At 64.8% G+C, this 26,320-nt stretch carries 29 protein-coding genes; 16 read left to right on the top strand and 13 right to left on the bottom strand.

The window, feature by feature from the left end:
• Positions 1–19: 19 nt before the first annotated feature.
• The gene (locus tag ACZ48C_RS17820; RefSeq protein ID WP_318914038.1) at positions 20–1,219 is read left to right on the top strand and encodes an ROK family transcriptional regulator; all 1,200 of its coding nucleotides are present in this window, start codon (positions 20–22) and stop codon (positions 1,217–1,219) included.
• Positions 1,220–1,282: 63 nt separating this feature from the next.
• Here ACZ48C_RS17820 and ACZ48C_RS17815 read toward each other — a convergent pair whose 3' ends face one another.
• From ACZ48C_RS17815 to ACZ48C_RS17805, 3 genes are all read right to left on the bottom strand, one after another.
• A complete protein-coding gene (locus ACZ48C_RS17815; protein WP_464783497.1) occupies positions 1,283–1,765 on the bottom strand; it encodes a DUF2269 family protein in 483 nt (160 codons plus the stop codon).
• On the bottom strand, positions 1,765–3,066 hold the full coding sequence (locus tag ACZ48C_RS17810; RefSeq protein ID WP_464783496.1) for an SDR family oxidoreductase: 1,302 nt from the start codon (positions 3,064–3,066) through the stop codon (positions 1,765–1,767). Before ACZ48C_RS17810 ends, ACZ48C_RS17815 begins: the two co-directional genes overlap by 1 nt.
• Before the next feature lie 143 nt (positions 3,067–3,209).
• A complete protein-coding gene (locus tag ACZ48C_RS17805; RefSeq protein ID WP_464783495.1) occupies positions 3,210–3,935 on the bottom strand; it encodes a FadR/GntR family transcriptional regulator in 726 nt (241 codons plus the stop codon).
• A 108-nt stretch (positions 3,936–4,043) separates the two neighbouring features.
• Between ACZ48C_RS17805 and ACZ48C_RS17800 the strand changes: the two genes are divergently transcribed.
• Entirely contained in the window at positions 4,044–5,027 is a 984-nt protein-coding gene (locus ACZ48C_RS17800; RefSeq protein ID WP_464783494.1) for a bile acid:sodium symporter family protein, read from the top strand.
• Complete coding sequence (locus ACZ48C_RS17795) at positions 5,024–5,305, top strand: GntR family transcriptional regulator (RefSeq protein WP_119254849.1); 282 nt, start codon at positions 5,024–5,026, stop codon at positions 5,303–5,305. The genes ACZ48C_RS17800 and ACZ48C_RS17795 overlap by 4 nt, the downstream gene beginning before the upstream one ends.
• Positions 5,306–5,474: 169 nt before the next feature.
• Here ACZ48C_RS17795 and ACZ48C_RS17790 read toward each other — a convergent pair whose 3' ends face one another.
• From ACZ48C_RS17790 to ACZ48C_RS17760, 7 genes are all read right to left on the bottom strand, one after another.
• Entirely contained in the window at positions 5,475–5,813 is a 339-nt protein-coding gene (locus tag ACZ48C_RS17790; RefSeq protein ID WP_119254848.1) for a cupin domain-containing protein, read from the bottom strand.
• 8 nt (positions 5,814–5,821) lie between these two features.
• Positions 5,822–6,577, bottom strand: coding sequence for a 2-dehydro-3-deoxy-D-gluconate 5-dehydrogenase KduD (gene kduD, locus ACZ48C_RS17785; RefSeq protein ID WP_464783493.1), 756 nt, complete (start codon positions 6,575–6,577; stop codon positions 5,822–5,824).
• A complete protein-coding gene (gene kduI / locus ACZ48C_RS17780; RefSeq protein WP_464783492.1) occupies positions 6,574–7,416 on the bottom strand; it encodes a 5-dehydro-4-deoxy-D-glucuronate isomerase in 843 nt (280 codons plus the stop codon). Before kduI ends, kduD begins: the two co-directional genes overlap by 4 nt.
• A 25-nt stretch (positions 7,417–7,441) precedes the next feature.
• Positions 7,442–8,173, bottom strand: a complete 732-nt coding sequence (locus tag ACZ48C_RS17775; protein WP_464783491.1) for an ATP-binding cassette domain-containing protein — start codon at positions 8,171–8,173, stop codon at positions 7,442–7,444.
• The gene (locus ACZ48C_RS17770; RefSeq protein WP_313196413.1) at positions 8,173–9,192 is read right to left on the bottom strand and encodes an ABC transporter permease; all 1,020 of its coding nucleotides are present in this window, start codon (positions 9,190–9,192) and stop codon (positions 8,173–8,175) included. Before ACZ48C_RS17770 ends, ACZ48C_RS17775 begins: the two co-directional genes overlap by 1 nt.
• A gap of 70 nt (positions 9,193–9,262) precedes the next feature.
• On the bottom strand, positions 9,263–10,213 hold the full coding sequence (locus tag ACZ48C_RS17765) for a sugar ABC transporter substrate-binding protein (RefSeq protein ID WP_318914024.1): 951 nt from the start codon (positions 10,211–10,213) through the stop codon (positions 9,263–9,265).
• A gap of 120 nt (positions 10,214–10,333) precedes the next feature.
• Entirely contained in the window at positions 10,334–11,848 is a 1,515-nt protein-coding gene (locus ACZ48C_RS17760; protein ID WP_454633605.1) for an aldehyde dehydrogenase family protein, read from the bottom strand.
• 124 nt (positions 11,849–11,972) lie between these two features.
• Between ACZ48C_RS17760 and ACZ48C_RS17755 the strand changes: the two genes are divergently transcribed.
• Positions 11,973–12,674 carry a GntR family transcriptional regulator gene (locus tag ACZ48C_RS17755; RefSeq protein ID WP_464783490.1) on the top strand — a complete coding sequence of 234 codons (702 nt, stop codon included), beginning with the start codon at positions 11,973–11,975 and terminating at the stop codon, positions 12,672–12,674.
• Between the two features lie 5 nt (positions 12,675–12,679).
• On the opposite strand, the gene ACZ48C_RS17750 is transcribed toward ACZ48C_RS17755, so the two are convergent.
• A complete protein-coding gene (locus ACZ48C_RS17750) occupies positions 12,680–13,753 on the bottom strand; it encodes a LacI family DNA-binding transcriptional regulator (protein WP_424547891.1) in 1,074 nt (357 codons plus the stop codon).
• Between the two features lie 174 nt (positions 13,754–13,927).
• On the opposite strand from ACZ48C_RS17750, the gene ACZ48C_RS17745 reads away from it, so the two are divergent.
• The 4 genes from ACZ48C_RS17745 to ACZ48C_RS17730 all read left to right on the top strand — a co-directional run bounded on the left by ACZ48C_RS17745 (position 13,928) and on the right by ACZ48C_RS17730 (position 18,533).
• Entirely contained in the window at positions 13,928–14,908 is a 981-nt protein-coding gene (locus ACZ48C_RS17745; RefSeq protein WP_464783489.1) for an ABC transporter substrate-binding protein, read from the top strand.
• Between the two features lie 114 nt (positions 14,909–15,022).
• A complete protein-coding gene (locus tag ACZ48C_RS17740) occupies positions 15,023–16,531 on the top strand; it encodes a sugar ABC transporter ATP-binding protein (protein WP_464783488.1) in 1,509 nt (502 codons plus the stop codon).
• Entirely contained in the window at positions 16,528–17,538 is a 1,011-nt protein-coding gene (locus tag ACZ48C_RS17735) for an ABC transporter permease (protein WP_464783487.1), read from the top strand. Before ACZ48C_RS17740 ends, ACZ48C_RS17735 begins: the two co-directional genes overlap by 4 nt.
• 11 nt (positions 17,539–17,549) lie before the next feature.
• Positions 17,550–18,533: an ABC transporter permease gene (locus ACZ48C_RS17730; protein ID WP_464783486.1), complete on the top strand. Its 984-nt coding sequence runs from the start codon at positions 17,550–17,552 to the stop codon at positions 18,531–18,533.
• 291 nt (positions 18,534–18,824) lie between these two features.
• Here the strand turns inward: ACZ48C_RS17730 and ACZ48C_RS17725 are convergent, their stop codons facing one another.
• Positions 18,825–19,460, bottom strand: a complete 636-nt coding sequence (locus ACZ48C_RS17725; RefSeq protein ID WP_464783485.1) for an NrsF family protein — start codon at positions 19,458–19,460, stop codon at positions 18,825–18,827.
• A 3-nt stretch (positions 19,461–19,463) separates the two neighbouring features.
• A complete protein-coding gene (locus ACZ48C_RS17720) occupies positions 19,464–20,018 on the bottom strand; it encodes a sigma-70 family RNA polymerase sigma factor (protein ID WP_464783484.1) in 555 nt (184 codons plus the stop codon).
• A gap of 227 nt (positions 20,019–20,245) precedes the next feature.
• Between ACZ48C_RS17720 and ACZ48C_RS17715 the strand changes: the two genes are divergently transcribed.
• The 8 genes from ACZ48C_RS17715 to ACZ48C_RS17680 all read left to right on the top strand — a co-directional run bounded on the left by ACZ48C_RS17715 (position 20,246) and on the right by ACZ48C_RS17680 (position 26,277).
• A complete protein-coding gene (locus tag ACZ48C_RS17715) occupies positions 20,246–20,527 on the top strand; it encodes a BufA1 family periplasmic bufferin-type metallophore (RefSeq protein WP_119254832.1) in 282 nt (93 codons plus the stop codon).
• A gap of 63 nt (positions 20,528–20,590) precedes the next feature.
• Positions 20,591–21,445: an MNIO family bufferin maturase gene (bufB, locus tag ACZ48C_RS17710; RefSeq protein WP_464783483.1), complete on the top strand. Its 855-nt coding sequence runs from the start codon at positions 20,591–20,593 to the stop codon at positions 21,443–21,445.
• A 2-nt stretch (positions 21,446–21,447) separates the two neighbouring features.
• Complete coding sequence (locus tag ACZ48C_RS17705; protein WP_464783482.1) at positions 21,448–22,206, top strand: HvfC/BufC family peptide modification chaperone; 759 nt, start codon at positions 21,448–21,450, stop codon at positions 22,204–22,206.
• A gap of 11 nt (positions 22,207–22,217) precedes the next feature.
• Complete coding sequence (locus tag ACZ48C_RS17700) at positions 22,218–22,682, top strand: DoxX family protein (RefSeq protein ID WP_464783950.1); 465 nt, start codon at positions 22,218–22,220, stop codon at positions 22,680–22,682.
• Positions 22,683–22,873: 191 nt separating this feature from the next.
• The gene (locus ACZ48C_RS17695) at positions 22,874–23,368 is read left to right on the top strand and encodes a hypothetical protein (RefSeq protein WP_464783481.1); all 495 of its coding nucleotides are present in this window, start codon (positions 22,874–22,876) and stop codon (positions 23,366–23,368) included.
• 109 nt (positions 23,369–23,477) lie between these two features.
• Positions 23,478–24,701 carry a mechanosensitive ion channel family protein gene (locus ACZ48C_RS17690; protein WP_464783480.1) on the top strand — a complete coding sequence of 408 codons (1,224 nt, stop codon included), beginning with the start codon at positions 23,478–23,480 and terminating at the stop codon, positions 24,699–24,701.
• A complete protein-coding gene (locus ACZ48C_RS17685) occupies positions 24,698–24,907 on the top strand; it encodes a hypothetical protein (RefSeq protein ID WP_464783479.1) in 210 nt (69 codons plus the stop codon). Before ACZ48C_RS17690 ends, ACZ48C_RS17685 begins: the two co-directional genes overlap by 4 nt.
• An 8-nt stretch (positions 24,908–24,915) precedes the next feature.
• Complete coding sequence (locus ACZ48C_RS17680; protein ID WP_464783478.1) at positions 24,916–26,277, top strand: chloride channel protein; 1,362 nt, start codon at positions 24,916–24,918, stop codon at positions 26,275–26,277.
• Positions 26,278–26,320: the final 43 nt, after the last annotated feature.

Genomic DNA, 26,320 nt, shown 5'->3' with positions numbered 1-26,320 from the left:
AAAGGCGGGGGATTTCGACATGGCAGACCAGACCCTTGCCAAGGAAATCAACGAGCGGCAGATCCTTCGTTTCCTGCGGCTGGGCGGGTCGGCGAGCCGGGCCGATATCGCCCGTCATCTCGAGGTGACACCGGCCTCGGTGACGCGCCTCGTCAACGGTCTCGCTCTGCGCGGACTGGTGCGCGAGGTGCAGCCTGAAGAAAAGACGCCGGGGGCAGCACGCGATGCCGGGCGGCCGGGCGTGGCACTCGCGCTCAACCCGAGTGCGATCTATTTCCTCGGCGTCGAGATCGGCGTCGGCATTCTGCGCTATGCCCTTATCGACCTGACGGCAAACAGCGTCGCCACGTCCGATGTGCATGTCAGCCGCACGATCACGCCGGAAGAGGTCGTCGACGCGATCGCCGCGCATGTGGCCATGCTGGAGCGCGATCTTCGTTATGCCGGCCGCGTTCAGAGCGTCGGCGTCACGGTACCCGGCGTGGTCAATCTGGAAGGTTTTGTCATCAATCTGCCGATCCTTGGCTGGAAGGAAGTCGATCTCCTGACACCCCTGCAAGCCGCCGTCGGCCGGCCCTGTTTCGTGGAAAACGACGCCGGCGCCGCGGCGTTCGGTTCCGTCTACACCATGCCGGAACTCCAGACCGGCTGCTCCGTCTTTCTCGTGATCGGCCGGGGATGCGGCGGGGCGGCGGTGATGAACGGCCGGCTCCTGCGCGGCGCGAGCGGCGCCACTGGCGAGCTCGGCCACATGCGTATCGCCCGCGATGGCGCCGTTTGCAGCTGCGGACACCGCGGTTGCCTTGAAAGCCATGTCGGGCTCGACGCGCTGGCGCGGTCCTATCTGGGGACAGACAGTCTCGAAGAGGCGCAATTCGAGGCGCTTTCGGCGGAAGTGGCCGACCGTTTCAATTCCGGCGATCCCACGGCGATTGCGTCCGTGGCCGATCTTGCGGGATGGCTTTCGCTGGCTATCGTCAGCCTGGCCAATATCTTCAATCCTTCGACGGTCTTCCTCGGCGGCGCGCTGGGCCCGGTACTCTCCCTCATCATCGAGGGCCTCCGCCGGGATGTCGCCGCCGGCATCGTTCCCGGCCTGCCGGCGCCGGAGGTTCGCCTGTTCAGTCTCGAACCCTACGAATGCGCCATCGGCGTTGCTGCCATCGCCCATCAACGCTGCTTTGACAGCTCCCGCGTCGACAAGGATATGGCCGGCTGATCATCCGTCGCTCCCGTCAGGCCATTCCGTCGTTCGGTTTCAACAACGGACGCTCGAGACACGTCAGAAGAACGCAAAAGACGGTTTCACGAGCATGAGCCAGAGAATGCCGATAACCGCGAAGAACGCCGGAAAACCGCACAGAAACCAGATGCGATAGAGACGGAAGTAGGCTGGCGGAAGTACCTCGTTGTTGATCGCGGCAACGTGGGCGAGGTTTCTGAGCCTGATTTGAATGGCCACAACCGGCAGCCAGAACAGGCCGGTCAGAACATAGAGAAGAAGCGACAGGGCGATCCAGCCTTCGGTGAGCGACCATCCGATCTCTCGGGCGAGCAAGTATCCCGTGACCGGCTGGAGGACGACGGCTGTGGCGGTGAAAAGCGTATCGGCGACGACGACCGTTCCCGCGACATGCGCGATGAGGGAGGAATTACGGGTCCGATGAGCCATGACCATGAAGAAGGCGATGCCCGCGCCCGTGCCGAACAGAACGGTCGCGCCGACGACATGCAGCAGCCGCAGGATATCCACCCATTCCGGCATCAGCGCTCCTCCAATATCGCGATGGCGATACCCGCAAGGACCATGGAGGGAAGAACCTTCACGAACGGGCCGAGCGGGTCGAGCCAGAGGCCCGGCGTGAGGATCGTTCCACCGGCAAGATAGGCCGCAGAGACGATAAGCATGCCGAGCAGGGCGCGGCGCGTCCATGGTCGATAGAGAACGGCAAGCCCCAGCGCGATATCGACGGCGCACGTGGCGAAAGTCATGAACCAGACGGCAGCGACGGGCATGAATGGCCGCAAGAAAGAGGCCGCGCTTGCGGGGTCGAAAAGCGGGATCAGCCCGGACAGCATCCAGAAGATCGACAATACCACCACGATCAGCGGCTTGAACAGGTAGAGCCGCGCGAACCAAAGGTCCTGCACACCCGCAGGATGGCGCGCGAGGGCCTGCGATGCCTTCATGAAAGTCACGCCGGCCGGCACGGCACCCTGACGCCCCGACGATACGCCGCCAGCCATCACGGCTATCGCGGTCGACCGCATCGCAGACCGCCAGCCGAGCTTGCCCGCCAGATCGGCAAGCGCGCTGACCGGTCCGACAAGAAAGCCGGGAAGCGCCAGGATACGGGCCGGCGGAAGCCCCAGCCACGCACGATGCAGCGTCACCAGATCGCGGAAGCTCATGTCTTCCGCTGCCGCGAGATCGTAATCGCCATCGGCGGAGATCATGCCGGTAACGGCTCTGGCGACACAGGTTGCGACGTCCTCCACCGAAACGGTGGCTACGGGACTATCGGCATAGGCAAGGGGGATCGGTCCCGGCAGCGCGGAGAGCGAACGCAACAGCGCTGTGCCGCCGAATGCATTGCGGCCGATGACGACGGCTGGGCGCAGGATGATATGTGGCACGCCGCTGGAAGCGAGCGCACGGTCGGCCGCGCGCTTGGTGCTGAGGAAGGCCGTCTCGGCGCCGGCATCCATCGTGTTGGCGGAAATCTGAATGACGAGGCGGAGGCCCGCCTGCTTGGCGGCCTCGTACAGCGCCAGCATGGCTCGCTCCTGCGCGGCGGCGAGATCGTCATGGAGGCCGTCCTGCAGGGCCCCGGCGCAATTGACAACGATATCCTGATCCCGGAGGAGCGGCGCCCAATCCCCGGCCCGGCCGAGATCGTTGAGGTCAGCCTTCAACCACCGGATATCGGGATGCTGGTTTCTCGCACGATCGGGATGCCGGCCAAGCCCTGTGACGGCATGCCCTTCTTCGCGAAGCCTGCCAGCGATGACGGAACCGATAAAGCCCGTGGCTCCCAGTACCAGGACGCTGAAGCGTTGGGACATATACGACTCGTCTTCTTCCAGATGTTCAGTTCAAGGGCCGGTCTCGGCGTGCCACCTTTTCCGAGATTTGACAATTCCCTTGGCAATGACCACGCAGCGGATGGTCGATCCGAGGGGCGACGACGACGCAGGCTCTGCCGAATTCAGGGTGCGGTGTCTTGGTGGACGACCCGGCCGGGCTGCTCGCAAAGGATCAGAAGCCGGCGGATGGCTTCCAGATGGAGCTTCATGCTCGCATGAGCCTGAACGCTGTCGCCCGCTTCGATCGCCGTGACGACAGACATGTGCATCGCGCTCTGGGCGGTCGCATATTCGCGTTTGCGGGCCTCCCGGAAAATCGCATCGTGGCGCCGTTGCCATGCGGCGCGCCCGCGAACGGAAGCCAGAGACGTCAGCATCGCCGCAAGAAGCGCGTTGCCGCTGGCGCGCGCCACGGCCTTGTGAAAGGCATCGTCGAGCGTCTCGTATTCCCGCCAGTCGCGAGCCGCGCCAGTCGCGGCCGCCAGACGCCGCAGCACGACAAGGTCTTCGGGCGTCGCCGACCGTGCCGCTGCCGCCGCCAGTGCCGGCTCGTAAACAAGCCGCGCCTCCATCAGATCCATACTCGATACGGTATCGATCACCCGATCCAGGGAGCGTTCGACGGTTGCGGGCGCGCCGCCGACAAACGTCCCCTGTCCCTGATGGCGCCAGAGAACGCCATCGCGCTCGAACCGGCGCAGGGCCTTTCGAACCGTCTCCCGGCTACAGCCGAACAGGTCCGCAAGGGCGCGCTCCGATGGAAGCCGGTCCTGCGGGCCGAGATTGTGACGCTCCAGCAAGGCGCGCAGCTCCTGCTCAACCTCATGGACGGACTTGCGCTCTGCCATCGTGCCGATCCTTTCCGGACCAATTTGTAGACCATTTCCCAAGATCAATACACGAAATCCAGGACAACAAGTCGAATGAGACACGTCTCGGAAAGTTATGGATCGCAAATGCGCATGGACCCCTTCCTCATCCTGATGATCGCTGCGGTGATCGTCGCGACAATTTTCCCGGCGACGGGTCGCTGGGCTGACAATGTCGATCTGCTCGGAACGATCGGCGTCGCCCTGCTTTTCTTCGGCCATGGCGCCGCATTGTCGCATAGGGCGATCCTGACGGGCCTCAAGCAATGGCAGCTCCACGCCTTCATCTTCGCCACGACGTTCCTGATCTTTCCCCTCATCGTCCAGCCGCTGCGTCTCCTCCCGCAAGGCATATTCCCGCCGGACCTTCTCCTCGGGTTCATCTATGTCGGCGTGCTCCCTTCCGCGATTTCCTCTTCGATTGCCTACACGGCCATGGCGAAGGGCAATGTGCCGGCCGCCGTGTGCAACTCGGCCGGCTCCAACGTATTCGGATTGCTGCTCACACCGCTCCTCATGACCATCTTCATGCGCTCTTCCGGCTCGATCGACCTGGGCCAGGCGCTGCATGACGTCGTTCTCGAATTGCTCCTGCCCTTTGGTCTCGGACAGCTTTCGCATCGCTGGCTCGGCCCTCTGCTCGCCAGCCGCAAACACTGGCTGGAGAACTACGATCAGTCGGTCATCGTGCTCATCATCTATTCGGCGTTCTCCAAATCCGTGACCGCAGGGCTTTGGCAGGTTCTGCCGGCCGCCGGTTTGTGCCTGGCCGTGGTCCTGTGCACCATCCTGCTCGCCGCGGTGGTCGCCTTCACGACCTGTGGCTCCCGCCTGCTCGGCTTCTCCCGTGAGGACGAGATCGCGGCCGTTTTCTGCGGCTCCAAGAAAAGTCTGGCCTCGGGCCTGCCGCTGGCCCAGGTGCTCTTCGCAGGCACGTCCGGCTTCGGCATGATCGTGCTCCCGATCATGCTTTACAACCAGATCCAGATACTTGTCGGCGCGGTCCTGGCGCGCCGATATGCCGTCCGGCTCACGCCGGCCGATCCTGTCGGGCAGAACGGCGCGGCATGAAACGCAACCCCTCGGACCTCGCCGCATCGGCCGATCGGCTCGCCCCCCTGGAACGCCAGCCCCTGAATATCCAGGTCGCGGCACGGCTGCGCGCCGAAATCCTCACCGGCCACCGGCTGCCCGGCGAGAAGCTGCCCAACGAACTCGATCTCAGCGGCCGTTATGCGGTCTCCCGCGCAACGATACGCGAGGCCATCGGCATGCTGGTCTTTGCCGGACTGGTCGAAAGACGTCACGGCTCGGGGACGTATGTTACGCTGGGGCACCCCCCGGCCTGAATTTATCCAACCCGCCCCTTCCGACCGCGCGCCGGACAGCGAGAAATCCAAGGCGCGCGTGAAGGTACCCTTGTCGGGGTACCAGCACCCTTGCCGCAGACGACTGTCCGGCTTTTGAAGTTTAGGTGAAGCGCGCTTATCCTTCTCCAAGCAAGGGGACCAGCCTCACTCAATTTTGGTCAGCGAGAAAATCACGCCTGCATGGCGTGAAGGTGTCGATCAGCAGGCCATCTGTCAGCGCCACAACCCCATGCACGAGGTTCGGCGCGACGATGAAGCTGCTTGCGGGGCCGAGCCGCGTGGTGACGCCGTCGACGGTCACGTCGAAGTGGCCTTCGGCGACATAGCTCACCTGCGTATGCGGATGCGAATGCAGGGCGCCGATAGCCCCCTCCTCGAAGCGGAATGCGACGAGCATCAGTTCCGGGCGGTGGCTCAGCACGGCGCGGCGGTTGCCGGGGGCGACTTCGGTCCAGACGGTATCTTCGGGTAGCGTATAGGGCTGCATGAGTCCTCTCATCGGGCAAGCCAGCCGCCATCGACGGGCAGGATGGCGCCGTGAACGTAATCGGAGGCCGGGCTTGCGAGGAAAACCGCCGCGCCGGCCATGTCTTCGGGCCGCGCCCACCGGCCGGCGGGAATTCTCTTCAGGATATCGGCATTGCGCTCGGCATCGGCACGCAGGGCCGTCGTGTTGTTCGTCTCGACATAGCCGGGGGCGATGGCATTCACATTGATGCCGCGCGCCGCCCATTCGTTTGCCAGAAGCCGGGTTATGCCGGCAAGGCCGCTCTTGGCCGCCGCGTAGGACGGCACCCGGATGCCGCCCTGGAAGGACAGCAGCGAGGCGATATTGACGATCTTCGCCGGCCGCCCCGCCGTGATAGCAGCTCTGGCGAAGGCCTGGCAGAGGAAGAAGACCGATTTCAGGTTGGTATCGAGCACGGCATCCCAATCCTCCTCCGTGAAATCGAGCGAATCCGCGCGGCGGATGATGCCGGCATTGTTGACGAGGATGTCCGGCGTCGCGCCGGCAGCCAAGGCGTCGGAAATGACGGTAGCGGCGCTGCCCGGTCTGGAAAGGTCCACAGTCACGCTCCTGAACTGCCGGCCGGCCGCCCTCACCTCCGCCTCGGTGTCCGTCATGGCGGAGCGCCCGACGCCGACGATATCCGCACCGGCCGCCGCGAGCCCGACGGCGATGGCGCGGCCGATGCCGGTATTGGCCCCCGTGACGATGGCCCAGCGGCCGGAAAGGTCGAAAAGGCTCATCGCAGCGCGTCCATCGGAACCTTGTCCATGTCGGTGAAGCTCATGTTGTCGCCGGCCATGGCCCAGATGAAGGCGTAGCGCCCGGTGCCAGCGCCGGAATGGATCGACCAGCCCGGCGACAGCACCGCCTCGTGGTTCTTCAAGACGACATGCCGCGTCTCGCCCGGTTCGCCCATGAAGTGGAAGATGCGCGTCGCCGCCTCCATGCCGAAATAGAGATAGACCTCCATGCGCCGGTCATGCACATGCGCCGGCATGGTGTTCCAGACCGAGCCCGGCTCGAACATGGTGAGGCCGACCAGAAGCTGGCAGCTCTCGCAGACATCGGGATGGACATACTGGTTGATGGTGCGATGGTTGGATTCCTCCGCCGAGCCGAGATGCACCTTCCTTGCCATCTCGCGGGTGATGTGCACCGTCGGACAGGTCCGGTGGGCCGGCGCGCTGAGGATGTAGAACAGCGCGGGCGCCGCCGGATCGTCGCTGGCAAAGCCGAGCGCGCCCTCGCCCATGCCGATATAGATCGCCTCCTGGAAGCCGAGCGCATGGTCCCTGCCGCCGACGCTCACCGTGCCGGCGCCGCCGATATTGATGACGGCGGCCTCGCGGCGCTCGAGGAAGCTGTCCGTGCCGGTTTCGGCGACATGGCCGATTTCGAGCCTCTTGTCGGTCGGGACCACGCCGCCGACGATCATGCGGTCGAGATGGCTGTAGGTGAGGTTGACCTCGCCGGGCCGGAACAGGCCCTCTATGACGAAGCCGTCGCGCAGCCCCTGTGTGTTGCGCCTTGCGGCGTCCTCGGGCCCTACGGCCTGGCGTACGGATACGGAAAGTGTCACGGCATCTGCCTTTCAAAATTGGGGATCAGGTGAGCACGACGTAGTCGGTGAGCTGGCTGATGGTCGTGTCGGCCTTGGCGACGTCGAAGACCTTGGTGCCGTGGCTCATGATCACGAAACGGTCGCAGACCTGGTAGGCATGGTAGATATTGTGCGTCACCAGCACGCTGGAAACGTTCTCCGCCTTCAGCTTCAGCACCTGGTTCAGCAGCGCCTCCGTCTCGCGCACGGAGAGCGCCGAGGTCGGCTCGTCGAGCAGCAGCACGCGCTTCTTGAAATAGACCGCGCGGGCGATGGCGACGGCCTGTTTCTGGCCACCGGAAAGATTGCCGACCAGCGTATCGGGGGAGTCGATACCGGAAATGTGCACGGCGTTCTGCAGAACCTCCATGGCGATGGCGCGCATCTCGGCCTGCCGGAGGAAGCCGAAGCGGTCCGTCAGCTCGCGGCCCATGAAGATGTTGCGGGTGATGGAGAGGCTGTCGACCAGCGCGGTGTGCTGGTAGATCGTCTCGATGCCGGCATCTGCCGAATCCGACCGGCAGGTGAAGAGCGTCTTCCTGCCGTCCACGCTGAGATAGCCATCCGTCGGCTTGTGAATGCCGGAGATGAGATTGACCGTCGTCGACTTGCCGGCGCCGTTGTCGCCGAGGAGGCCCACCACCTCCCCCTCGCATATATGGAAGCTGAGATCGCGCAGCGCCGTCAGCGCGCCGAAGCTTTTCGAGATGTTGTGCAGTTCGAGAAGATGGGACATCACGCAACGCCTCGCCGCTCGATGAGATGGTTGAAGATGGCGGCCAGCACGATCAGCGTCGCGATGAACATGTCGAGGTAGAAACCGGGTGCGCGCAGCAGCAGAAGCACGTCGGTGATGGTGTGGATCAGCAGCACGCCGAGAAAGATGCCGACGATCGAGCCGCGCCCGCCGCGCAGGGACAGGCCGCCGATGACGCAGGCGGCGATTGCCTGGAGTTCGAGGCCGGCGCCCTGACCCGGCTGCACGCTTCCGACGCGGGCCGTCGCCAGGATGCCCGCCATCGCAGCCATGCCGCCGGCAATGGCGAAGGCGATCAGCTTGACGCGGTTGGTATTGATGCCGATGGCCTCGGCCGCGCCGCGATTGCCGCCCGTCGCGAAGACATGGTTGCCGAAGCGGTGGCGGTGGAGCAGGAAATGGAAGCCGACGACGAAGAGCACGATCCAGATGAAGGCCGCGTTGATGCCGAGGAGCGTACCGGAAAACAGGCTGGTGAAGATCGGCTCAGGATCGAAGCGCACCTGCACCGCGCCGTTGTAGAGCAACACCGCGCCGCGCCAGAACAGGAGGCCGCCGAGCGTCACGATGAAGGACGGCAAACCGAAGCGCAGCGTGATATGGCCGTTCAAAAGCCCGATCATGAGGCCGACGACGATGCCGAGAGGGGCGGCGACGAAGGCGCTGACGCCGGCCCCGACGAGGCTCGCCATCAGGACGGCGGTGAAGGTGTAGACGGAGCCGATGGAAAGGTCGAATTCGCCCGCGATCATCAGCACGCCGGCGCCGAGCGCCAGGCACCCGAGCACGGGGATCGCCTTCATCAGGATCGTCAGATTCTGCGGCGAGAGATAGCGGAACTCGTTCGGATAGATCAGCGCGCCGGCGATGCAGACGATCTGCAACGCCATGAAGACGAGGAAGATCGCGCCGGCGGGCATCGCCATGATCTGCTTCAGAAGGGATTGTCTTTGCGTGCGCGAACGGGGCGCGGCACTGTCGGCAAGGATGGGTGTCACGGTCTGGCACTCGATCGTTGAGGAACGGGGAACCCGCCGGCTCATGCCGGCAGGCTCCCGCGACATCCGGTTAGCGGTAGCTGCCGATCAGCGGCTTGACCGAGCTGATGCGCGACTTGTCGAGGAAGGCGCCCTGCCCCGTATCGACATCCGTCGGGGTCAGCCCGTACTTCTTGGCAAGCGCGATCTGCGCGATCGGGTAGTAGCCCTGGAGATAGGGCTGCTGGTCCATGGTCGCGAACATCGCGCCGGACTCCACCGCGTTGACGATCTCGACCGCAAGGTCGAAGCCGCCGAAGGGGATATCGACGCCGGCATCCTTGATGGCGCCCGCGCCGACCGTCGAGGTGACCGACCCCGTGCCGAACAGCGCCTTGACGTTCGGATTGGCGATGAGGAACTGGGCGATGATGTTCTGGGCTTCGGCCGGATCGAGGCCCGCGCGCACCGTCTCCACCTTGATGCCGGCCTCCGTCATCGCCTTCTCGATGCCGCCGCCGCGGGCGACGGCGAAGCTCGCCTCGGGAATTTCGCGCGGGTTGAAGACGACGTCGCCGGACTTCAGGCCGAATTCCTTGATCATCCGGTTGCCGAGCTCGTAGCCCGAGGCGAACTCGTCCATGCCGACATAGGCCTGGCGGCAATTGCCCTTGGCGCCGTCGAGGTCGTCGTTGTTGAAGCCGATGACGATGATGCCGGCCTTGACCGCCGCGCAGATGCTCTCGTCGAAGGCATCCGACGAGGAGATCGCGACGGCGATGCCGTCGACGCCGCTCGCCGTCGCGCTCTCGATCAGGTCGTTCTGGCGCACCGGATCGTTGTTGGCATATTGCACGTCGAGATCGACGCCGAACTGGGCGGCTGCGTCTTGCGCACCCTTCACCACGGGATTAAAGAACTGGACACTCGGATCGAGGTAGATGATCATCGTGGCCTTGACGTCCGCGGCAAGCGCCGTGGTCGCCATCATGGTGGCAGCAGCCGCGGCCAGGCCTGCGGCTTTCAACCTGGTCAATCTCATTTGCGTATCCTCCCTTTGGATGTGCAATGCGGGTCCAAAAGACCCAAGTCTCGGCTGGCGGGCTCCGACCAAAGATCACGCCAGCCGAGATTTTCCTCCTCTCGCCACGGATGCGGCGGATTATAAGAACCAGGGCGCCGGGCGCCCGAGCGTGACGTGCACGCCCTTGAACTGGGAATATTCGTCGAAGCCGTAGCGGCCGAGCTCGCGGCCGAGGCCGCTCTTCTTGTAGCCGCCGATCGGCAGTTCCGGCGTGCCGTCGATGACGCTGTTGATCCAGCAGCGGCCGGCGCGGATGCGGCGGATGCTCTGCAGGGCGTTTTCGAGATTGGTCGACCAGACGGAGGCCGACAGGCCGAATTCCGTGGCGTTGGCCATCGCGACCGCCTCGTCCGCCGTCCTGAAGGTCAGCGTCGAGAGCACCGGCCCGAAGATCTCCTCGCGGGCAATCGACATGTCGGGCGTGACGCCGGCAAAGACCGTCGGCGCATAGTAAAGCCCGGCCTCCCTGCCGACCCTCTCGCCGCCGAGCAGCAGTTCCGCGCCGGCGGCAACGCCTGCCTCCACATAGGAATGCACCTTCTGCGCATGCGCCTCCGAGATCATCGCGCCGATCCTGGTGCGCTCGTTGAGCGGATCGCCGAACGTCACCTTGCGGGAAATGTCGAGCAGTCGCTCCATCAGCGCGTCGCGGATGCTTTCCTCGACCAGCAGGCGGCTGCCGGAAATGCAGCACTGGCCGGCATTGTGATAGACGCCATAGGCGATGCCGTCGGCCGCAGCGTCCAGATCCGCATCGGCAAAGACGATCTGCGGACCCTTGCCGCCGAGCTCCAGCCCAACGCGCTTGACGCTGCGCGCCGCGATCTCGCCGAGCCTGGTGCCGACGCGCACGGAGCCGGTGAAGGCGACCATGTCGACGCCGGGGTCTTCCGCCAGCACCTGTCCCGCCGGATCGCCATAGCCGGTGACGACGTTGAAGACGCCGTCGGGAATGCCGGCTTCCCGGGCCAGCTCCGCCATGCGGATCGAGGTGCCGGACGTGAATTCCGACGGCTTCAGCACGACCGTGCAGCCGGCGCCGATGGCCCACGGCACGCGCTCGGAGGCGATGATGAAGGGGAAGTTCCAGGGCGTGATGATGCCGACGACGCCGACCGGCTCGCGCAGTACAAGGCCGAGACGGTCATCGCCGATATTGTTGTGGCTCTGCCCTTCGAGCGCCCGCGCCTGCCCGGCCGCATAGGACCAGAGGTCCGCGCAGAAGCCGATCTCGCCGCGCGCCTGGGCGATCGGCTTGCCGACCTCCAGGCTTTCGGCAAGCGCCAGTTCCTCCTGATGCGCAAGGATAAGGTCCGCCACCTTGAACATCAGGCGCGAGCGCTCGGCGCCCGACATGCGCGGCCACGGGCCGGTATCGAAGGCCCGGCGGGCCGCCGCGATCGCGAGGCGCACGTCATCCGCCGAAGCCTCCGGCCAAGTGCCGACGACTGCGCCCGCGTGGCCGGGGCTCACGCGGTCGATCGTCCTGCCGGATGCCGCATCGACGGACTTGCCATCGACAAGCATCCGGTAGCGGGATTTAATATTCAGCCGCGGGTCACGAGAATCGGGTGCAATGAAATTGGACAGCAATATCGTCTTCCGGCCGGCCAATGGTTGCCGGCCCCTCCCTGTTGATCCGGCTGTCAGGCCGCCGGATTTCTGTTGCGCATGAATTGTATGGTACTGTATGGTGGCTTCAAATGGATGTCAACGCATGACGGCGGCAAAAGAGATGAACCTTGAATCCCTCAAGATCGACACCGGCGAAACCGCGGCGGCGCAGGTCGAGCGCGACCTGCGGGAATCGATCATCCGCCTGGAGCTCGCCCCCGGCATGCGGCTTTCCGAACAGGAGATCGCAACCCGCATGGGCGTCTCGCGCCAGCCGGTGCGCGAGGCGCTGATCGCGCTCGGGAAATCGAAGCTGGTGGATATCCGCCCCAACCGGGGCACGGTCGTGGTGCGCATCTCGGCGCGCCAGATGATGGAGGCGCGCTTCGTGCGGGAAGCGCTGGAGACCGCCGTCGCCCGCCGCGCCAGCGAGACTTTCGACAGCTGGACACGGCGCAGGATCGACACGATCCTTTCCCGCCAGAAGGCGGCGATGGAGGCGCACGACCACAATGCCTTCCGCCGCGAGGACGAGCAATTCCACATCGCGATTGCCGAGGGGGCGGGCTGCGGCCTCGCCTGGAGCGCCATATCGGACATCAAGGCGCATATGGACCGGGTCTGTAATCTCCAGCTCCGCCATCCCGATTCCATGACCCGGCTGATCGCCGAGCACGAGGCGATCATCGACGCCATCGACACGCGCAACGCCGACGCGGCGGAGGCCGCCATGCGCAGCCACCTGAACGGCATCCTTGCCGACCTGCCGCAGATCGAGGCCGACAATCCGGACCTGTTCGAGTAAGGCGGCTAGCTTTTGCGGGTGGCGCCCGTGGTTTCGCGCACCACCAGCGGTCCGTCGACCTTGATGGTCATGGGACGCATCTGCTTGCCGTGGATCGCCATGTCGATGAGGATTTCGGCCGCCTTCTGGCCCATCTCGTAGTTCGGCAGCACCAGCGTCGAGAGCGGCGGGTGGGTGTAGCGGGCAAGTTCCTGGTCGTCGTAGCCCATGACGGAAAGGTCGTGCGGCACGCGCAGCCCCTTTTCCTGCGCCGCCTCCATGACGCCGATGGCCATCAGGTCGTTGCCGCAGAAGATCGCCGTCGGGGGATTATCCAGCGAAAGAAGATCGAGGCCCGCCTCGTAGCCGCGCAGCGGCAGCCAGTCGCCGTCGCGCACGAGGCTCTCGTCGAAGGCGATGTCGGCGGTGGCGAGCGCCTGCTTGTAGCCCTTGAGGCGATCCATCGCCGCATCCATCCACGGCTCGCCATTGATGAAGCCGATGCGCTTGTGGCCGAGCGACGTCAGATGCGCCGTCGCGGCAAAACCGCCCGCCACCTCGCCCGGCACGATTGCCACATGCTGGCGCGGCTCGCAGTAGCAGTTGAGGAGGACGGTCGGGATGGATTTCAGCGCCTTGGGCACCGAGACCTTGCGCGTGAAGATCGTCGCATAGATGACGCCGGCGATCGACGGGTCGCGCAGCACCGAGCGCAGCACGGCCGCTTCCAGATCCGGATTGGAGCGCGTGGCATGGGCGGAAACGAGCAGCCCCTGCTCGAAGGCATGGTCACGGATGCCGTCGAGGCTGACGACGGGATGGGGGCTGGTGGAGATTTCATCGACGATGAAGGCTATGGTATCCTTCTCGACGGCGGGCGCGGCGGCGACAGGACCGCGCGTTGCGGGTAATTTATAACCTATTTTATGAGCAGCCTCGCGCACCTTCTGCTGCGTTTCGGGCGAGATGCGCGAACCCGACATCTCATTGAGCACGAGCGAAACGCTGGACTGCGAAACGCCGGCAATGCGCGCGATATCCGTCATGGTCGGGCGTCCGCTGCCCTGCCTGTCCGAATTGCGCCCGTTTCCTCTTGCCATGCGTCGCTCCCTGCCCTCGACGTGCTTTGCACTGCACACGGACTTTTTGCAAGTGCTCATAATTTTGGCTCTTGACTGCTAATATTATTAGCGCAAGATTTGCACATGTGAAGCAGGAATTTGCTCACGTCCGGTAGAGGAGCACCGGCCAGAACCTGGGAGGAGAAACCGCTCATGACATCCATGTCCCGTCGCACCTTCATGCTTGCGGCAACGGCCATCGGCGCGCTTGCCGTCGCCGGCATCGCAATCGCCGAAGTGCCGAAGCTCGCACAGAAGGACACCTACAAGGTGGGCTTCGCGCAGACCGAATCCAACAATCCCTGGCGCATCGCCCAGACGAACAGCATGAAGGCCGAGGCCGAGAAGCTCGGCTACCAGCTCGTCTATACCGACGCCGCCGGCTCGGCCGCCAAGCAGGTCGCCGACGTCAACTCGATGATCGCCCAGGGCGTCGACGTCATCTTCCTCGCCCCGCGCGAGGAAAAGCCGCTGATCCCGGCCGTCATGGCCGCCAAGAAGGCCGGCATCCCGGTCATCCTGCTCGACCGCTCGGTCGATCCCTCGCTCGCCAAGGCCGGCGAGGACTACCTGACCTTCATCGGCTCGAACTTCGTCGAGGAAGGCAAGCGCATCGCCGAATGGCTCGCCAAGAACGCCAATGGCAAGTCGAAGATCATCGAGCTGGAAGGCACGACAGGCTCGTCGCCGGCCAACGACCGCAAGAAAGGCTTCGACGAAGCCATCCAGGCGGCCGGCGGCTTCGAGATCGTCGCCTCGCAGACCGGCGACTTCGCCCGCGACAAGGGCCGCCAGGTGGCAGAGGCGCTGCTTCAGGCGCATCCGGATGCCGACATCATCTACGCTCACAACGACGAGATGGCGATGGGCGCCATCGCGGCGCTGGAAGCGGCCGGCAAGGTGCCGGGCAAGGATGTGCTGGTGCTCTCCATCGATGGCGGCAAGGAAGCCGTGCAGGCGGTGGTCGACGGCAAGATCGCGGCCGTCGTCGAGTGCAACCCGCGCTTCGGGCCGAAGGCGTTCGAGACGATGCAGCGCTACGCCAAGGGCGAGGCCATCGACCCGATCCTCGTCAACGACGACAAGTTCTACGACGCGTCCAACGCGGCCGCGGAACTCGACGGCGCCTACTGATCGAAACTCCCAAGCCATATGCGGCCGGGGCGGCACCACCGTCTCGGCCGTTTTCGAGCGATCTTCCGCCGGTTCGGGTGTAGGTTCGTCATGGGTGGGATAGAGGAGGAACCGATGCTTCTGTCCATGCAGGGCATTTCCAAGGCGTTCGCTGGCGTTGCCGCGCTGAAATCCGCCTCGCTCGACGTCGAGCCGGCGGAGGTCATGGCGCTGGTCGGCCAGAACGGCGCGGGAAAATCCACGCTGATCAAGATCCTCACCGGCGTCTATCGCCGCGACGAAGGCAGCATCACCTTCGACGGCGGGGAGGTCGACTTCTCCATGCCCGCGCAGGCCCAGTCCGCCGGCATCGCAACGATCTACCAGGAAATCAACCTCGCCCCGCAGCGCTCGGTGGCGGAGAACATCTACCTCTCCCGCGAACCCAGGCGCTTCGGCCTGATCGACCACGCCGCCATGCGGCGCGGCGCGGAGGCGGTGCTGAAGACCTTCAATCTTTCCATCGACGTCGACCGTCCCGTCGCGCATTTCGATGCCGCGACCCGGCAGATGGTGGCGATCGCCCGCGCGGTCACGCAGAACGCCCGCCTCGTCATCATGGACGAGCCGACCTCCTCGCTCGACGAGCGGGAGGTCGCGGTGCTCTTCGAGACGATCCGCACGCTGAAGCGCTCCGGCGTGGCCGTCATCTTCATCGGCCACCGGCTGGACGAACTCTACGCGATCTGCGACCGCGTGACGATCATGCGGGACGGCCAGACGGTGGCGAAAAGCCCGATGGCCGACATGCCGAAGATGGCGCTGGTGCGCCACATGCTCGGCAAGGAGCTCGCCGCCTTCCAGGCGATGGCGCCGGACGGAGACGTGCCCGACCGGCCCGTCCGCCTTTCCGTCGAGCATGCCGGCGCGGGCGTGCGCGTGCGCGACGTGAGCCTCGACGTCCGCGAGGGCGAGATCTCGGGCCTTGCGGGCCTGCTCGGCTCCGGCCGCACGGAGACCGCCCGCCTCGTCTTCGGCGCGGACAGGATGCAGCGTGGCACCATCCGCATGGACGGACGGGAGCGCGCCTATCGCGAGCCGGCGGATGCGATCGCCGATGGCATCGGCCTCGTTTCCGAGGACCGCAAGATCGACGGCATCGTGCCCGACATGAGCATCCGCGAGAACATGACGCTGGCGCTGCTGCCGAAGCTGAAGAAGGCCGGCATCGTCGACCGCGCGCGGCAGAACGAGATCGTCACCCGCTACATCCGGGCGCTCGGCGTCAAATGCGCCTCGCCCGATCAGCCGATCAAGGAACTCTCCGGCGGCAACCAGCAGAAGGTGCTGCTTGCCCGGTGGCTGGCCACCGATCCGCGTGTCCTCATCATCGACGAGCCGACCCGCGGCATCGATATCGGCGCGAAGTCGGAAATCCTCAAGCTCCTGCGCAGCCTCGCCGACGAGGGCCTCAGCGTGCTGATGATCTCCTCCGAGCTGGAGGAGCTTCTCGCCGCCGCCGACCGCGTCACCGTGCTCAGTGACGGCACATCGGTCACGACCCTGCCGCGCAGGGAACTGAGCGAGGCGGCGCTGCTTTCGGCCATGGCCCATCAGGTGGACGCGTCAGGTGAAATGACATGACGACGATCGAGACCCCCGCCCCGCAGCCGTCGGGCACGCTCTCATCGGGCGGCCGGCTGTTTTCGCTGGCGAGCCGCTACGGCACCTTCGTCGCCTTCCTGGCGCTCATCGTCTTCAACATCGCGGTGACACCGAACTTCCTGTCCTGGCAGACGCTGAACGTGAACCTCACGCAGGTCGCCACCATCGTCATCGTCGCCACCGGCATGACGCTGGTCATCGCCACCGGCGGCATCGACCTTTCGGTCGGCTCGCTGATGGCGATATCGGGGGCGCTGGCGCCGATGATCTTCATGGGCCAGTTCTGGCAGGTGGAGAACATGGCCTTCGCCGTGGCGCTCGCCTTCGTCATCCCGGTCGCGGTGGCCGGCCTGTTCGGCCTGTTCAACGGGCTGCTCGTGACCCGTTTCTCGATCCAGCCGATCATCGCGACGCTGGTGCTGTTCATCGCCGGCCGCGGCATCGCGCAGGTCATGACCAACGGCAATCTGCAGGTCTTCAGGAACGAAGGATTCCAGTTCATCGCCATGGGCCGCGTCGCCGGCATTCCGGCGCAGGTCGTGCTGATGATCGTCATCGTCGCGCTCGCCTCCGCCATGATCCGCTATACCGTCATCGGCCGCCAGATCATTGCCGTCGGCGGCAACGAGAAGGCGGCGCGGCTGACGGGCATTCCGGTCAAGCGCGTCAAACTGCTGGTCTACATGATCAGCGGGGCGCTGGCCGGGCTTGCCGGCCTCGTCGTTGTCGCGCGCAATTCGGCGAGCGACGCCAATCTCGTCGGCCTCGGCATGGAGCTCGACGCCATCGCGGCCGTCGCCGTCGGCGGTACGCTCCTGACGGGCGGGCGGGCCAACATCGTCGGCACCGTCATCGGCGCCTTCGTCATCCAGCTCGTGCGCTACACGCTGCTCGCCAATGGCGTGCCGGATGCCGCCGCCCTCATCGTCAAGGCGGGGCTCATCGTGCTCGCCGTCTTCATCCAGCAGCGCGCCGACAGGCATTGAGGAGACCCATCATGCACGCCCTCCTCCGCCCTTTCGCCATCAAGTCCTCGGGCGATCTCGCCCGCGCCGGCGTCATTCTCGCGCTCGCCGGCCTCATCCTGTTCGGCGCGCTGCGCTACGACAACTTCCTGTCATCGTTCAATATCCTCAGCTTCCTGCGCTACAATTCCATGTTCGCGCTGATCGCGCTCGGCATGGCCTTCGTCATCATCACCGGCGGTATCGATCTTTCGGTCGGCGGCACGGCGGCGATGGCAAGCGTGGTGGCGGCCCTTCTGTCGCCCTATCACTGGGCGGCCGGCCTCCTCGGCGGCATGGCGGCGGGCCTCGCCGTCGGCGCGCTGAACGGCTTCATCATCACGAAGATGCGCATCCAGCCCTTCATCGCCACGCTCGCGACCATGCTGGCGGCCTATGGCACAGGGCTGCTGCTTGCCGACAACCAGTCGGTCTCCGTCTCCTACGACAGCGGCTTCACCACCATCGGCCAGGACGATTTCCTGGGCTTTCCCATCCCCGCCTGGATCGGCATCGCCGCCTATGTCCTCGGCTGGCTGGTGCTGGAGAAGCTGCCGGTCGGCCGCCATATCCTCGCCATCGGCGACGGCGAGGCGACGGCCGGCCTGATGGGCCTCAAGGTCGAGCGCACGCTGGCCGCCGTCTATCTCGCCTCCGGCACGCTCGCCGGCCTTGCCGGCGTCATCCTCGCCGCGCAGTTCGGCGCGGGCCAGCCGACGGAGGGCGTGGGCTGGGAGCTCTTCGCCATCGCCTCCGTCGTGGTGGGCGGCACGCTGCTCACCGGCGGCTCGGGCTCCGTCGGCGCGACGCTCGCCGGCGCCCTGCTCCTCGCCATGGTCTTCAACATCCTCAACTTCGAAAACGGCCTCGGCTGGATCTCGCTCTCCGCCTACTGGCAATCCGTCATCCGGGGCGCCTTCCTGCTCGTCGTCGTCGTGCTGCAGGCAAAGCTGATGGCGCGGCACCGCAGCGCTTGAAGGGTTCTAGCCGAGGGCACCGGCAGCGAGGCGCCGGGGATGACATTGCCGCCATTGTCGAAGCTCGTGTTCATCAGGTCTTTCGGAAGCGGTTCGCCCTTGAGGAGCGCGACGGAGATACACGCCGCGGCGCGCGCCTGGATGCGCAGGTCCTTGAAGACCGTGTCGTCCTGCCAGTCCTGCACGATGAAGACACCGGCAGAAATCTGTCTAACACTACGATTGCAGAAAGCCTGCTATACCTGTGATGTCACAGCCTTTCGCTGATCACACGCCAGCTCGGTTCGCGATTTACCAGCGCAACAATCGCCGGCCAAGCAGTGCGCCTGCGACGGTCACGCCGGCGATGGCGATCGTGTACCAGGTGGCGAGAAAGAGTGGGCTGTCGTCAGGGCAATGCCAGGCGTAAATTGCTGCGGCAATTGCGCTTGCCGCAAGGCCGGCAGCGGCACCGGCCGCCATCGGATTTTCGGGTGCGCCTTTTTTCAGCGCCCAGAACAGGCCCGCCAAGGGCGCAAGCGACAGGACCGGCACGAAGAACAGACAGAACAGCGCGTTGCGTCCGACGAGACTCGTCCGCCAAGCATCAACCGGCAGCGTGGTGAGTTCGATGATGACGGCGACAGCGACCATGGCAAGGGGCACGCCGAGCAGGAGAGCGGGGAAACGCGTCTCCGCCCCCGGCCGGCCGATGCGCATGGCAAGCCGGGCTGCAAGGACGGCGAGCACCAAGGTAACGCTGATCTTGAAGAAGACACGCACCGTCTCGAAGACACTCGCCATGTCGTGCCGCAGGCCGATCGTGACGATCAGCAGCACCGCGGAAAAGACAGTGCCCGTCCCGAGCGTAAGTGCAAGCGCCCGACCGTAGCGCAGGTCGACAGATGCATCTTGCGTCATCAGGGTGATCAGGTCGTCGGTCTTCATATGTCATTCGCTCCGATAAAGGGCCGCCAGCGATTTCAGCGCCCGGTGGAGGGATACGCGCACCGCGACCTCCGTCATCTTCAACCTCTCCGCCGTCTCCCTGACGCTCGCACCTTCCAGGGAAATCGAGCGCACGATGTCGCGCTGCGGATCCCTCAGCCGGTCGAGCATGGTCTTCGCATCGAGCCGGTCGGCAGCCTCGTGCGTCTCGTCCTCCGCTTCCAGAAAATCCGCAACATCCTCCAGCGGCACATTGCCGTGTCGACCACGGCGCCGCAGGCTGTCGACCAGCTTGTTGCGCACGATGGTCGTCAACCAGGGGCCGAGCGGTCGGGCGGGGTCCCATGTGCCGCGCTTGAGGTGGATGGCGAGCAGCACCTCCTGCACGACATCCTCCGCCTCGCTCGCCGGTGCGCCGTACTGGTCGCAACGCCGCCGCGCCATGGCGCGCAGATACGGCGTTACCGCCACGAGGAAACGGCTATAGGCCTGCGTCTCGCCCTTCATGGCAAGGCGCAGCCATGCTGCCCATTCCTCTTCGCGCGCCGACTGTTTCACTGCTGCCTACCCTACGCCGGGAGACACGAATTTGTTACCGCGCGTGCAGCGAGAAATGCACGGAACGCCCAAACAGCTGATACAAAAGGATTTTTTCTTAAACAGATCGATCCATCGTCAAGGCTTTCGTGAAAAATCGATAGGCCCCGCTGTAACGAGCCATCTCCCTCCCTCCGTAGCCGATCCTGCACAGCCAATTGCGGCTGGCCCCAAAACGGAGACAGAGAATGAAGACCACGATCGCCACCCTCGCCCTTGCCGGTTCGCTCGCTTCCGCGCTTGCCGCCATTGCCACGCCCGCCGCCGCCGATGACGCCAAGGAGAAGTGCTACGGCATCGCGATGAAGGGCCAGAACGACTGCGCCGCAGGCCCGGGCACGACCTGCGCCGGCACCTCGAAGATCGACTATCAGAAGAACGCCTTCAAGCTGGTTCCGAAGGGCACCTGCATGTCGATGAAGACCCCCGACGGGCACGGCATGCTGGAACAGGGCCCGGCCCCGGCCTGACGCGAGCCCTGCAGCGGACGGCGCCGGCCCGGCGCCGTCACCTCTCTTCAGAAAGGTCCCGCCATGATCCCTTCCACGCTTCCGCGCCGTGCCGGCGTCGGCTTCAAGCCCGAGCATTTCGCCGATATCCTCGCCGCGCCGCAGCCCATCGGCTTCTTCGAGGTCCATGCGGAAAACTACATGGGCGCGGGCGGCCCGCCGCATGTGCAGCTCGGCAAGCTGCGCGAGGACCATGCCATCTCCATTCACGGCGTCGGCCTTTCCATCGGCTCCATGCAGCCGCTCGACCGCGATCATCTCGCCCGGCTGAAGGCGCTCTGCGACCGCTACCAGCCGGAGAGCTTCTCCGAGCATCTCGCCTGGTCGACCCATGACAGCGTCTTTCTCAACGACCTCCTGCCCCTGCCCTATACGGGGGAAACGCTCGCCCGCGTCGCCGATCACATCGACGAGGTACAGTCGGCGCTGGGCCGGCAGATGCTGCTCGAAAACCCCGCGACTTACCTGCTCTTTACCGAAAGTACGATCGAAGAAACCGCCTTCCTGGCCGAGATCGTCCGGCGCACCGGCTGTGGCCTCCTGCTCGACGTCAACAACGTCTTCGTCGCCGCAACGAACCATAATCTCGATCCCGACGCCTATGTCGCACGCTTCCCGCTCGAAGCCGTGCGGGAAATCCACCTCAGCGGCCATTCCGAAACGGTGGACGATCTCGGTGCGCCCTTGCTCATAGACAGCCATGACACGCCGGTGAAGGACCCCGTCTGGGCGCTTTACCAGACCGTTCTTCGCCGTATCGGGCCGGTGGCAAGCCTCATCGAATGGGACAACGACGTGCCGGCCTGGCCGGTGCTGCGCGAAGAAGTGGTCTCGGCGCAGCGCATGCTCGACAATGCCGCACGGCAGAGAGCGGCCTGACCATGTCAGAGATCACCCAGAACGCCTTTGCGGCCGGACTTTTCGGAGCAAGCTCGCCGCCCGACGGCCTAGTGGCATGGAACGAAGCCGTGCCGCAGCGCCGCTACGACGTCTATCGCAACAATGTCAAGGCAAGCCTCGCGGGTGCCCTGGCCTCGCGCTTTCCCGCGGCGGAAAGCATCGTCGGGGCGGATTTCTTCCGGGCCATGGCAGCGGACTTCATAAAAGACCATCCGCCACACTCGCCGGTGCTACTCGCCTATGGCGACGATTTTCCGGACTTCGCAGCGGCTTTCGAGCCTGCACGGCCGCTGGCCTATCTGCCCGATGTGATGCGTCTCGAAGTGGCGCGCGGACGTGCCTATCACGCGGCCAACGCGCGACCGCTCGATCCGGCGGCGCTGGCGGCGATCGATCCGGCCCGGCTCGACAGCCTCGTTCTCGTACCGCACCCCGCGCTGTCCATCCTCTCCTCACCCCATCCCATGGTGACGATCTGGGCGATGAATGCCGGCGAGAAGCCGCTCGGCCCGATAGACCCCTGGCAAGGAGAGCATGCGCTCATCGTTCGCCCGCGCCTTGCCGTCGAAGTTATTCCCCTGCCGCCGGCCGGCGCGCGGTTCTTCCGCCGCCTCGCCGCAGAAGCGAACCTCGCGCAAGCGGCCGCGGCTTTGGACGATAACGGCTTCGATCTCGCCGAAGCGCTCGCCATCCTGCTCCGTTCCGGCGCATTCACGACATTCAAGGAGGACGTTCCATGAAGACCGACACGATGTCTGGCCCTGTAACTTCCGCGCCGCAAGGTCTCGGCGGACAGGTCATTGCTGCACTCGACCGCATCCCGAACGATCTCATCGCACTGGTTGCCCGGCTCTCGATCGCCGCCGTCTTCTGGCAATCCGGCCAGACGAAGGTGAACGGCTGGATGCTCTCCGATAATGCGCTCTATCTCTTTGAGAACGAGTACAAGCTGCCCCTCATCGATCCGTGGCTCGCCGCCCATCTTGCGGCCCTTGCCGAACATGTCTTCCCGGTCCTGCTGGTCATCGGCCTTGCAAGCCGGCTGTCGGCGCTGGCGCTTCTGGGCATGACGCTGGTGATCGAGATCTTCGTCTATCCCGACGCATGGCCGACGCATGGCACCTGGGCCGTCTGCCTGCTGTTCATCGCCGCACGGGGCCCGGGGCTGCTGTCGCTGGATGCGATGATTGTTCGCCGGGTCCGACGCCCGGGATGACGGGCGCGGAGTGCTCGTCATCGCCAAACGCAAGGCGACTGCCTGTTTCCTTAGACGCCCGTTCAACGTCCGGCGCAACATCGCGGGGCCGTCCGGCCAACTGTTTTGCGGAGCGTAAACAAGAAGCTGGTACGCAGCCCTGACGCGGCCGCCCCTAAGGTTGCGGTTTTATAACGCCTGCATACCGATCGATGACCGGAACAATCACGGCGCTGGGTGCCTGGTTTCCTGTCGGGTGCGTAGCACGCCGCGTCCGCCACCCGAGCAGCGCGGCCAGTCGCCCCGGAGCGATGCAGGCCGCCCGCACTGTTTTTCATCACAGATTTGCCCTGTCCGGCAATTCGTGGAATAAGAACGTATTGATCCCGACCGGAGGAATGTGTCCGAATATGCCTATGGACAAAAAGCGAAAGGAAACGCCGATGATAGAGATTGGACAGAACGCTATCAAAGCATCGAACGGATCAATCGCTCTCTTTGTCTTTAAAGTATCACTCTTCCAGTGTTTCGCGACATGGATTTTCAATTGGTATCGGCCAGAATCCGCAGATTTTTTCGGATTGTTTCTTTCATCTGCAGGGAAAAACTCATCCCTATTCTGCATCGCGCCGACCTTCACACCTTTCGGGAATATTCGCCCGGAAGGCAAAGACGCCACGCCCGGTGTCGCATTGAAGGCCGCCTGAAGCCCCTTTTTGGCCGGTCGAAGAAGACGCCGAAGCGTTGCGCAGCCGGTACAATTCCTTTCAGCGGCAGGCTCCGCAAGGGGCGCCGCACAGACGTTCAGGAGTGACGATGATTTCAAACTTTGCCGATATCCACCCGATCCTCACGACCGGGATAGCGCTTCTCGCTCTCGGCTTTGCCGCGCTGTTCGCCAATTATGTGGTGAAGGCACTGCTGGTGCGTACGCTCAACCGCGTGCTTGCCTTCACCGCCTATGGCCGCGACCCGGAACTACGCCGGCATGGCCTGATCGAGAGGCTTGCCAACGTCATGCCAGCGCTCGTCGTCTCGGCGGGCATCGCGCTCGTGCCCAATCTGCCGGCCTTCGTCGTCGTCGTGGTGCGTAACGTCTCCAGCGCCTTCATGATCCTGACGGTCGCCATGGCCATCAGCGCGGCCCTCAACATCGTCGACACCACCTATCACCGCCGTCCCGACGCGCGGCTGAAGCCGATCAAGGGCTATATCCAGGTCGTCAAGATCGCGGTCTACGTCATCGCCGCGCTCCTGATGATCGCCACGCTGATAGATCGCTCGCCGCTGATCCTGTTGTCCGGCCTCGGCGCGATGGCCGCCGTCCTCATCCTGGTCTTCCAGGACACGCTGCTGTCGCTGGTAGCCGGCATCCAGATATCCTCCACGGACATGGTGCGTGTCGGCGACTGGATCGAGATGCCCGGCCAGAATGCCGACGGCGACATCGTCGAGATCGCCCTTCACACCGTCAAGGTGCAGAACTTCGACAAGACCGTGACCACGATCCCCATCCGCAAGCTCGTGACCGAGCCGGTGAAGAACTGGCGCGGCATGCAGGAAGCGGGCGGCCGGCGCATCAAGCGCGCGCTCCATCTGGACCAGACGAGCATCCGCTTCCTCGACACCGAGGAGGAGGAAAGGCTTTCCAGGCTCGACCGGCTGGAAACCTATCTCAAGCACAAGCAGGAGGAGCTGTCCGAATGGAACGGCAGGCTCGGCGAGCGTGCCCGCATTCCCGCCAATACGCGCCGCGCCACCAATGTCGGCACCTTCCGCGCCTATGTGGAGGATTATCTGCGCAATCATCCCGGCGTCCATCAGGGCATGACGATCATGGTGCGTCAGCTCCCGCCCCAGCCCGAAGGCCTGCCACTGGAAATCTATTGCTTCGCCAACACCACGGCCTGGGCCAGATACGAAGGCACCCAGTCGGACATCTTCGACCACCTGTTCGCGATCCTTCCGGAATTCGGCTTGCGTGTATTCCAGAGCCCAACCGGCAGCGACCTTCAGGTTCTTTCAAGGGTGCCGGCATGAACGAATCCCTTCGAGCAAACCGGGCCGGATTTTCCAATCGCAGGGCCCTCAACGGGACCAGATATGCTCAACCAGCCCCGGCGAGGCGACAAGGGAAGGCATTTGCGGCGCAGGAAATTGGCGAGAACGGCATGAAGGACTGGACAGGGTACTGGGATTTGCATGAAATCGGCTGCCCGTCCGGTTCTTCCAACCACGATCCCTGAAGTCGAGAATGCCCAACTTCTACAGAAAATCCAAGCTGCTCCGCCGATCCCGCGTTTTCTGGGGTTCTTTCTCCCTCTGGCGCCCGCGGCTCGTCTTCTGGTGCGGGGCGCTGGCGACCGGGGTGATCAGCGTCGGCTTCGCCAAGCTGGCCGACCTGGCGCAGCATGGGTTCAGCCGCCTGACGACAGCGACGGAATGGAGCTTTCTCCTGCCGCTGCTTCTGACGCCGGCGGGCTTCGCCCTCTCCGCCTATCTTGCGATCCGTTTCTTCCCGAACGCACAGGGCAGCGGCATTCCGCAGGCGATCGCCGCGCGGCATCTCAAAGATGACGAGGATCGCGGCAGGCTGCTCTCGCTGCGTATCGCTTTCGGCAAGATCCTCCTGACCGTGCTCGGCCTCTTCTCCGGCGCCTCCATCGGCCGCGAGGGCCCGACCGTGCAGGTCGGCGCGTCGATCATGTTGGCAGTCGCCCGCTTCGGCGGCATGGCGCAGGCGCGCGGCCTGATCCTCGCGGGTTCGGCCGCCGGCATCGCCGCCGCCTTCAACACGCCGCTCGCCGGCATCGTCTTCGCCATCGAGGAGATGGGCCGCACCTACGAGGCCCGCACCAATGGCATCGTTCTCGCCGCCGTCATCCTCTCAGGCCTCGCCGCGCTCGGCCTTTCCGGCAGCTATCATTATTTCGGCTCCACCTCCGTCGCACCGCTAAGCATGCGGGACTGGGGGCTCGTTCTGGCCTGCGGCATCGGCGGCGGTGCGCTCGGCGCCGCCTTCAGCGGCATGGCGCTGCATTTCGGCCAGCGCATCCGCCGCTGGGCGCAGCCGGCGCCGATGAAGCGCATGGTGCTGCTGGCGCTCTGCTGTGGCCTTGCCATCGCCGCCATCGGCGTCATCTCCGGCGGCAAGACCTTCGGCACAGGCTACGAGCAGGCCAAGGGCGCCGTGCAGGGCGAAGCCCTGCCGCTGCTTTTCTTCCTTGAAAAGTTCGCAGCCGGCTTCCTCTCCATGCTTTCAGGCATACCCGGCGGCATCTTCGCACCATCGCTTTCGGTCGGGGCCGGCCTCGGCAGCACGCTTGGCTCGCTCCTCGGCACGAGCATCGCCCTTTCGGCGGTGCTCGGCATGGCGGGATACTTCGCCGGCGTCGTACAGGCGCCGATGACCGCCTTCGTCATCATCCTCGAAATGACCGGCGACCACGAGGCCGTGATCCCCATCATGGCCGTTGCGATGCTCGGCTACCTGACGTCGCGCATCCTCTCGCGCGAACCGCTTTACCATGGGCTCTCGCGCGTCTTCATCGCCGCGGCCATCCGGGCGCGGCGGGCAGCGGAGAAGGGACAGGAAGAAATTCCGCCAAGCGCATGAATGCGCCCCGATGCATGTGGAAAGGCGGAACGGTGTTGAGCCG

This window comes from Shinella sp. 1A1 (assembly GCF_055379515.1).
Note: the sequence above shows the minus strand (reverse complement) of the source record. Positions and strands in the feature narration are given on the sequence as shown.

Bases quoted from the DNA above. Each gene is read 5' to 3' on its own strand.
- ACZ48C_RS17820 (WP_318914038.1), top strand. From the start codon at position 20: ATGGCAGACCAGACCCTTGCCAAGGAAATCAACGAGCGGCAGATCCTT.
- ACZ48C_RS17815 (WP_464783497.1), bottom strand. From the start codon at position 1,765: ATGCCGGAATGGGTGGATATCCTGCGGCTGCTGCATGTCGTCGGCGCG.
- ACZ48C_RS17810 (WP_464783496.1), bottom strand. From the start codon at position 3,066: ATGTCCCAACGCTTCAGCGTCCTGGTACTGGGAGCCACGGGCTTTATC.
- ACZ48C_RS17805 (WP_464783495.1), bottom strand. From the start codon at position 3,935: ATGGCAGAGCGCAAGTCCGTCCATGAGGTTGAGCAGGAGCTGCGCGCC.
- ACZ48C_RS17800 (WP_464783494.1), top strand. From the start codon at position 4,044: ATGCGCATGGACCCCTTCCTCATCCTGATGATCGCTGCGGTGATCGTC.
- ACZ48C_RS17795 (WP_119254849.1), top strand. From the start codon at position 5,024: ATGAAACGCAACCCCTCGGACCTCGCCGCATCGGCCGATCGGCTCGCC.
- ACZ48C_RS17790 (WP_119254848.1), bottom strand. From the start codon at position 5,813: ATGCAGCCCTATACGCTACCCGAAGATACCGTCTGGACCGAAGTCGCC.
- kduD (WP_464783493.1), bottom strand. From the start codon at position 6,577: ATGAGCCTTTTCGACCTTTCCGGCCGCTGGGCCATCGTCACGGGGGCC.
- ACZ48C_RS17775 (WP_464783491.1), bottom strand. From the start codon at position 8,173: ATGTCCCATCTTCTCGAACTGCACAACATCTCGAAAAGCTTCGGCGCG.
- ACZ48C_RS17765 (WP_318914024.1), bottom strand. From the start codon at position 10,213: ATGAGATTGACCAGGTTGAAAGCCGCAGGCCTGGCCGCGGCTGCTGCC.
- ACZ48C_RS17755 (WP_464783490.1), top strand. From the start codon at position 11,973: ATGACGGCGGCAAAAGAGATGAACCTTGAATCCCTCAAGATCGACACC.
- ACZ48C_RS17750 (WP_424547891.1), bottom strand. From the start codon at position 13,753: ATGGCAAGAGGAAACGGGCGCAATTCGGACAGGCAGGGCAGCGGACGC.
- ACZ48C_RS17745 (WP_464783489.1), top strand. From the start codon at position 13,928: ATGACATCCATGTCCCGTCGCACCTTCATGCTTGCGGCAACGGCCATC.
- ACZ48C_RS17740 (WP_464783488.1), top strand. From the start codon at position 15,023: ATGCTTCTGTCCATGCAGGGCATTTCCAAGGCGTTCGCTGGCGTTGCC.
- ACZ48C_RS17735 (WP_464783487.1), top strand. From the start codon at position 16,528: ATGACGACGATCGAGACCCCCGCCCCGCAGCCGTCGGGCACGCTCTCA.
- ACZ48C_RS17730 (WP_464783486.1), top strand. From the start codon at position 17,550: ATGCACGCCCTCCTCCGCCCTTTCGCCATCAAGTCCTCGGGCGATCTC.
- ACZ48C_RS17725 (WP_464783485.1), bottom strand. From the start codon at position 19,460: ATGAAGACCGACGACCTGATCACCCTGATGACGCAAGATGCATCTGTC.
- ACZ48C_RS17715 (WP_119254832.1), top strand. From the start codon at position 20,246: ATGAAGACCACGATCGCCACCCTCGCCCTTGCCGGTTCGCTCGCTTCC.
- bufB (WP_464783483.1), top strand. From the start codon at position 20,591: ATGATCCCTTCCACGCTTCCGCGCCGTGCCGGCGTCGGCTTCAAGCCC.
- ACZ48C_RS17705 (WP_464783482.1), top strand. From the start codon at position 21,448: ATGTCAGAGATCACCCAGAACGCCTTTGCGGCCGGACTTTTCGGAGCA.
- ACZ48C_RS17700 (WP_464783950.1), top strand. From the start codon at position 22,218: ATGTCTGGCCCTGTAACTTCCGCGCCGCAAGGTCTCGGCGGACAGGTC.
- ACZ48C_RS17695 (WP_464783481.1), top strand. From the start codon at position 22,874: ATGACCGGAACAATCACGGCGCTGGGTGCCTGGTTTCCTGTCGGGTGC.
- ACZ48C_RS17690 (WP_464783480.1), top strand. From the start codon at position 23,478: ATGATTTCAAACTTTGCCGATATCCACCCGATCCTCACGACCGGGATA.
- ACZ48C_RS17685 (WP_464783479.1), top strand. From the start codon at position 24,698: ATGAACGAATCCCTTCGAGCAAACCGGGCCGGATTTTCCAATCGCAGG.
- ACZ48C_RS17680 (WP_464783478.1), top strand. From the start codon at position 24,916: ATGCCCAACTTCTACAGAAAATCCAAGCTGCTCCGCCGATCCCGCGTT.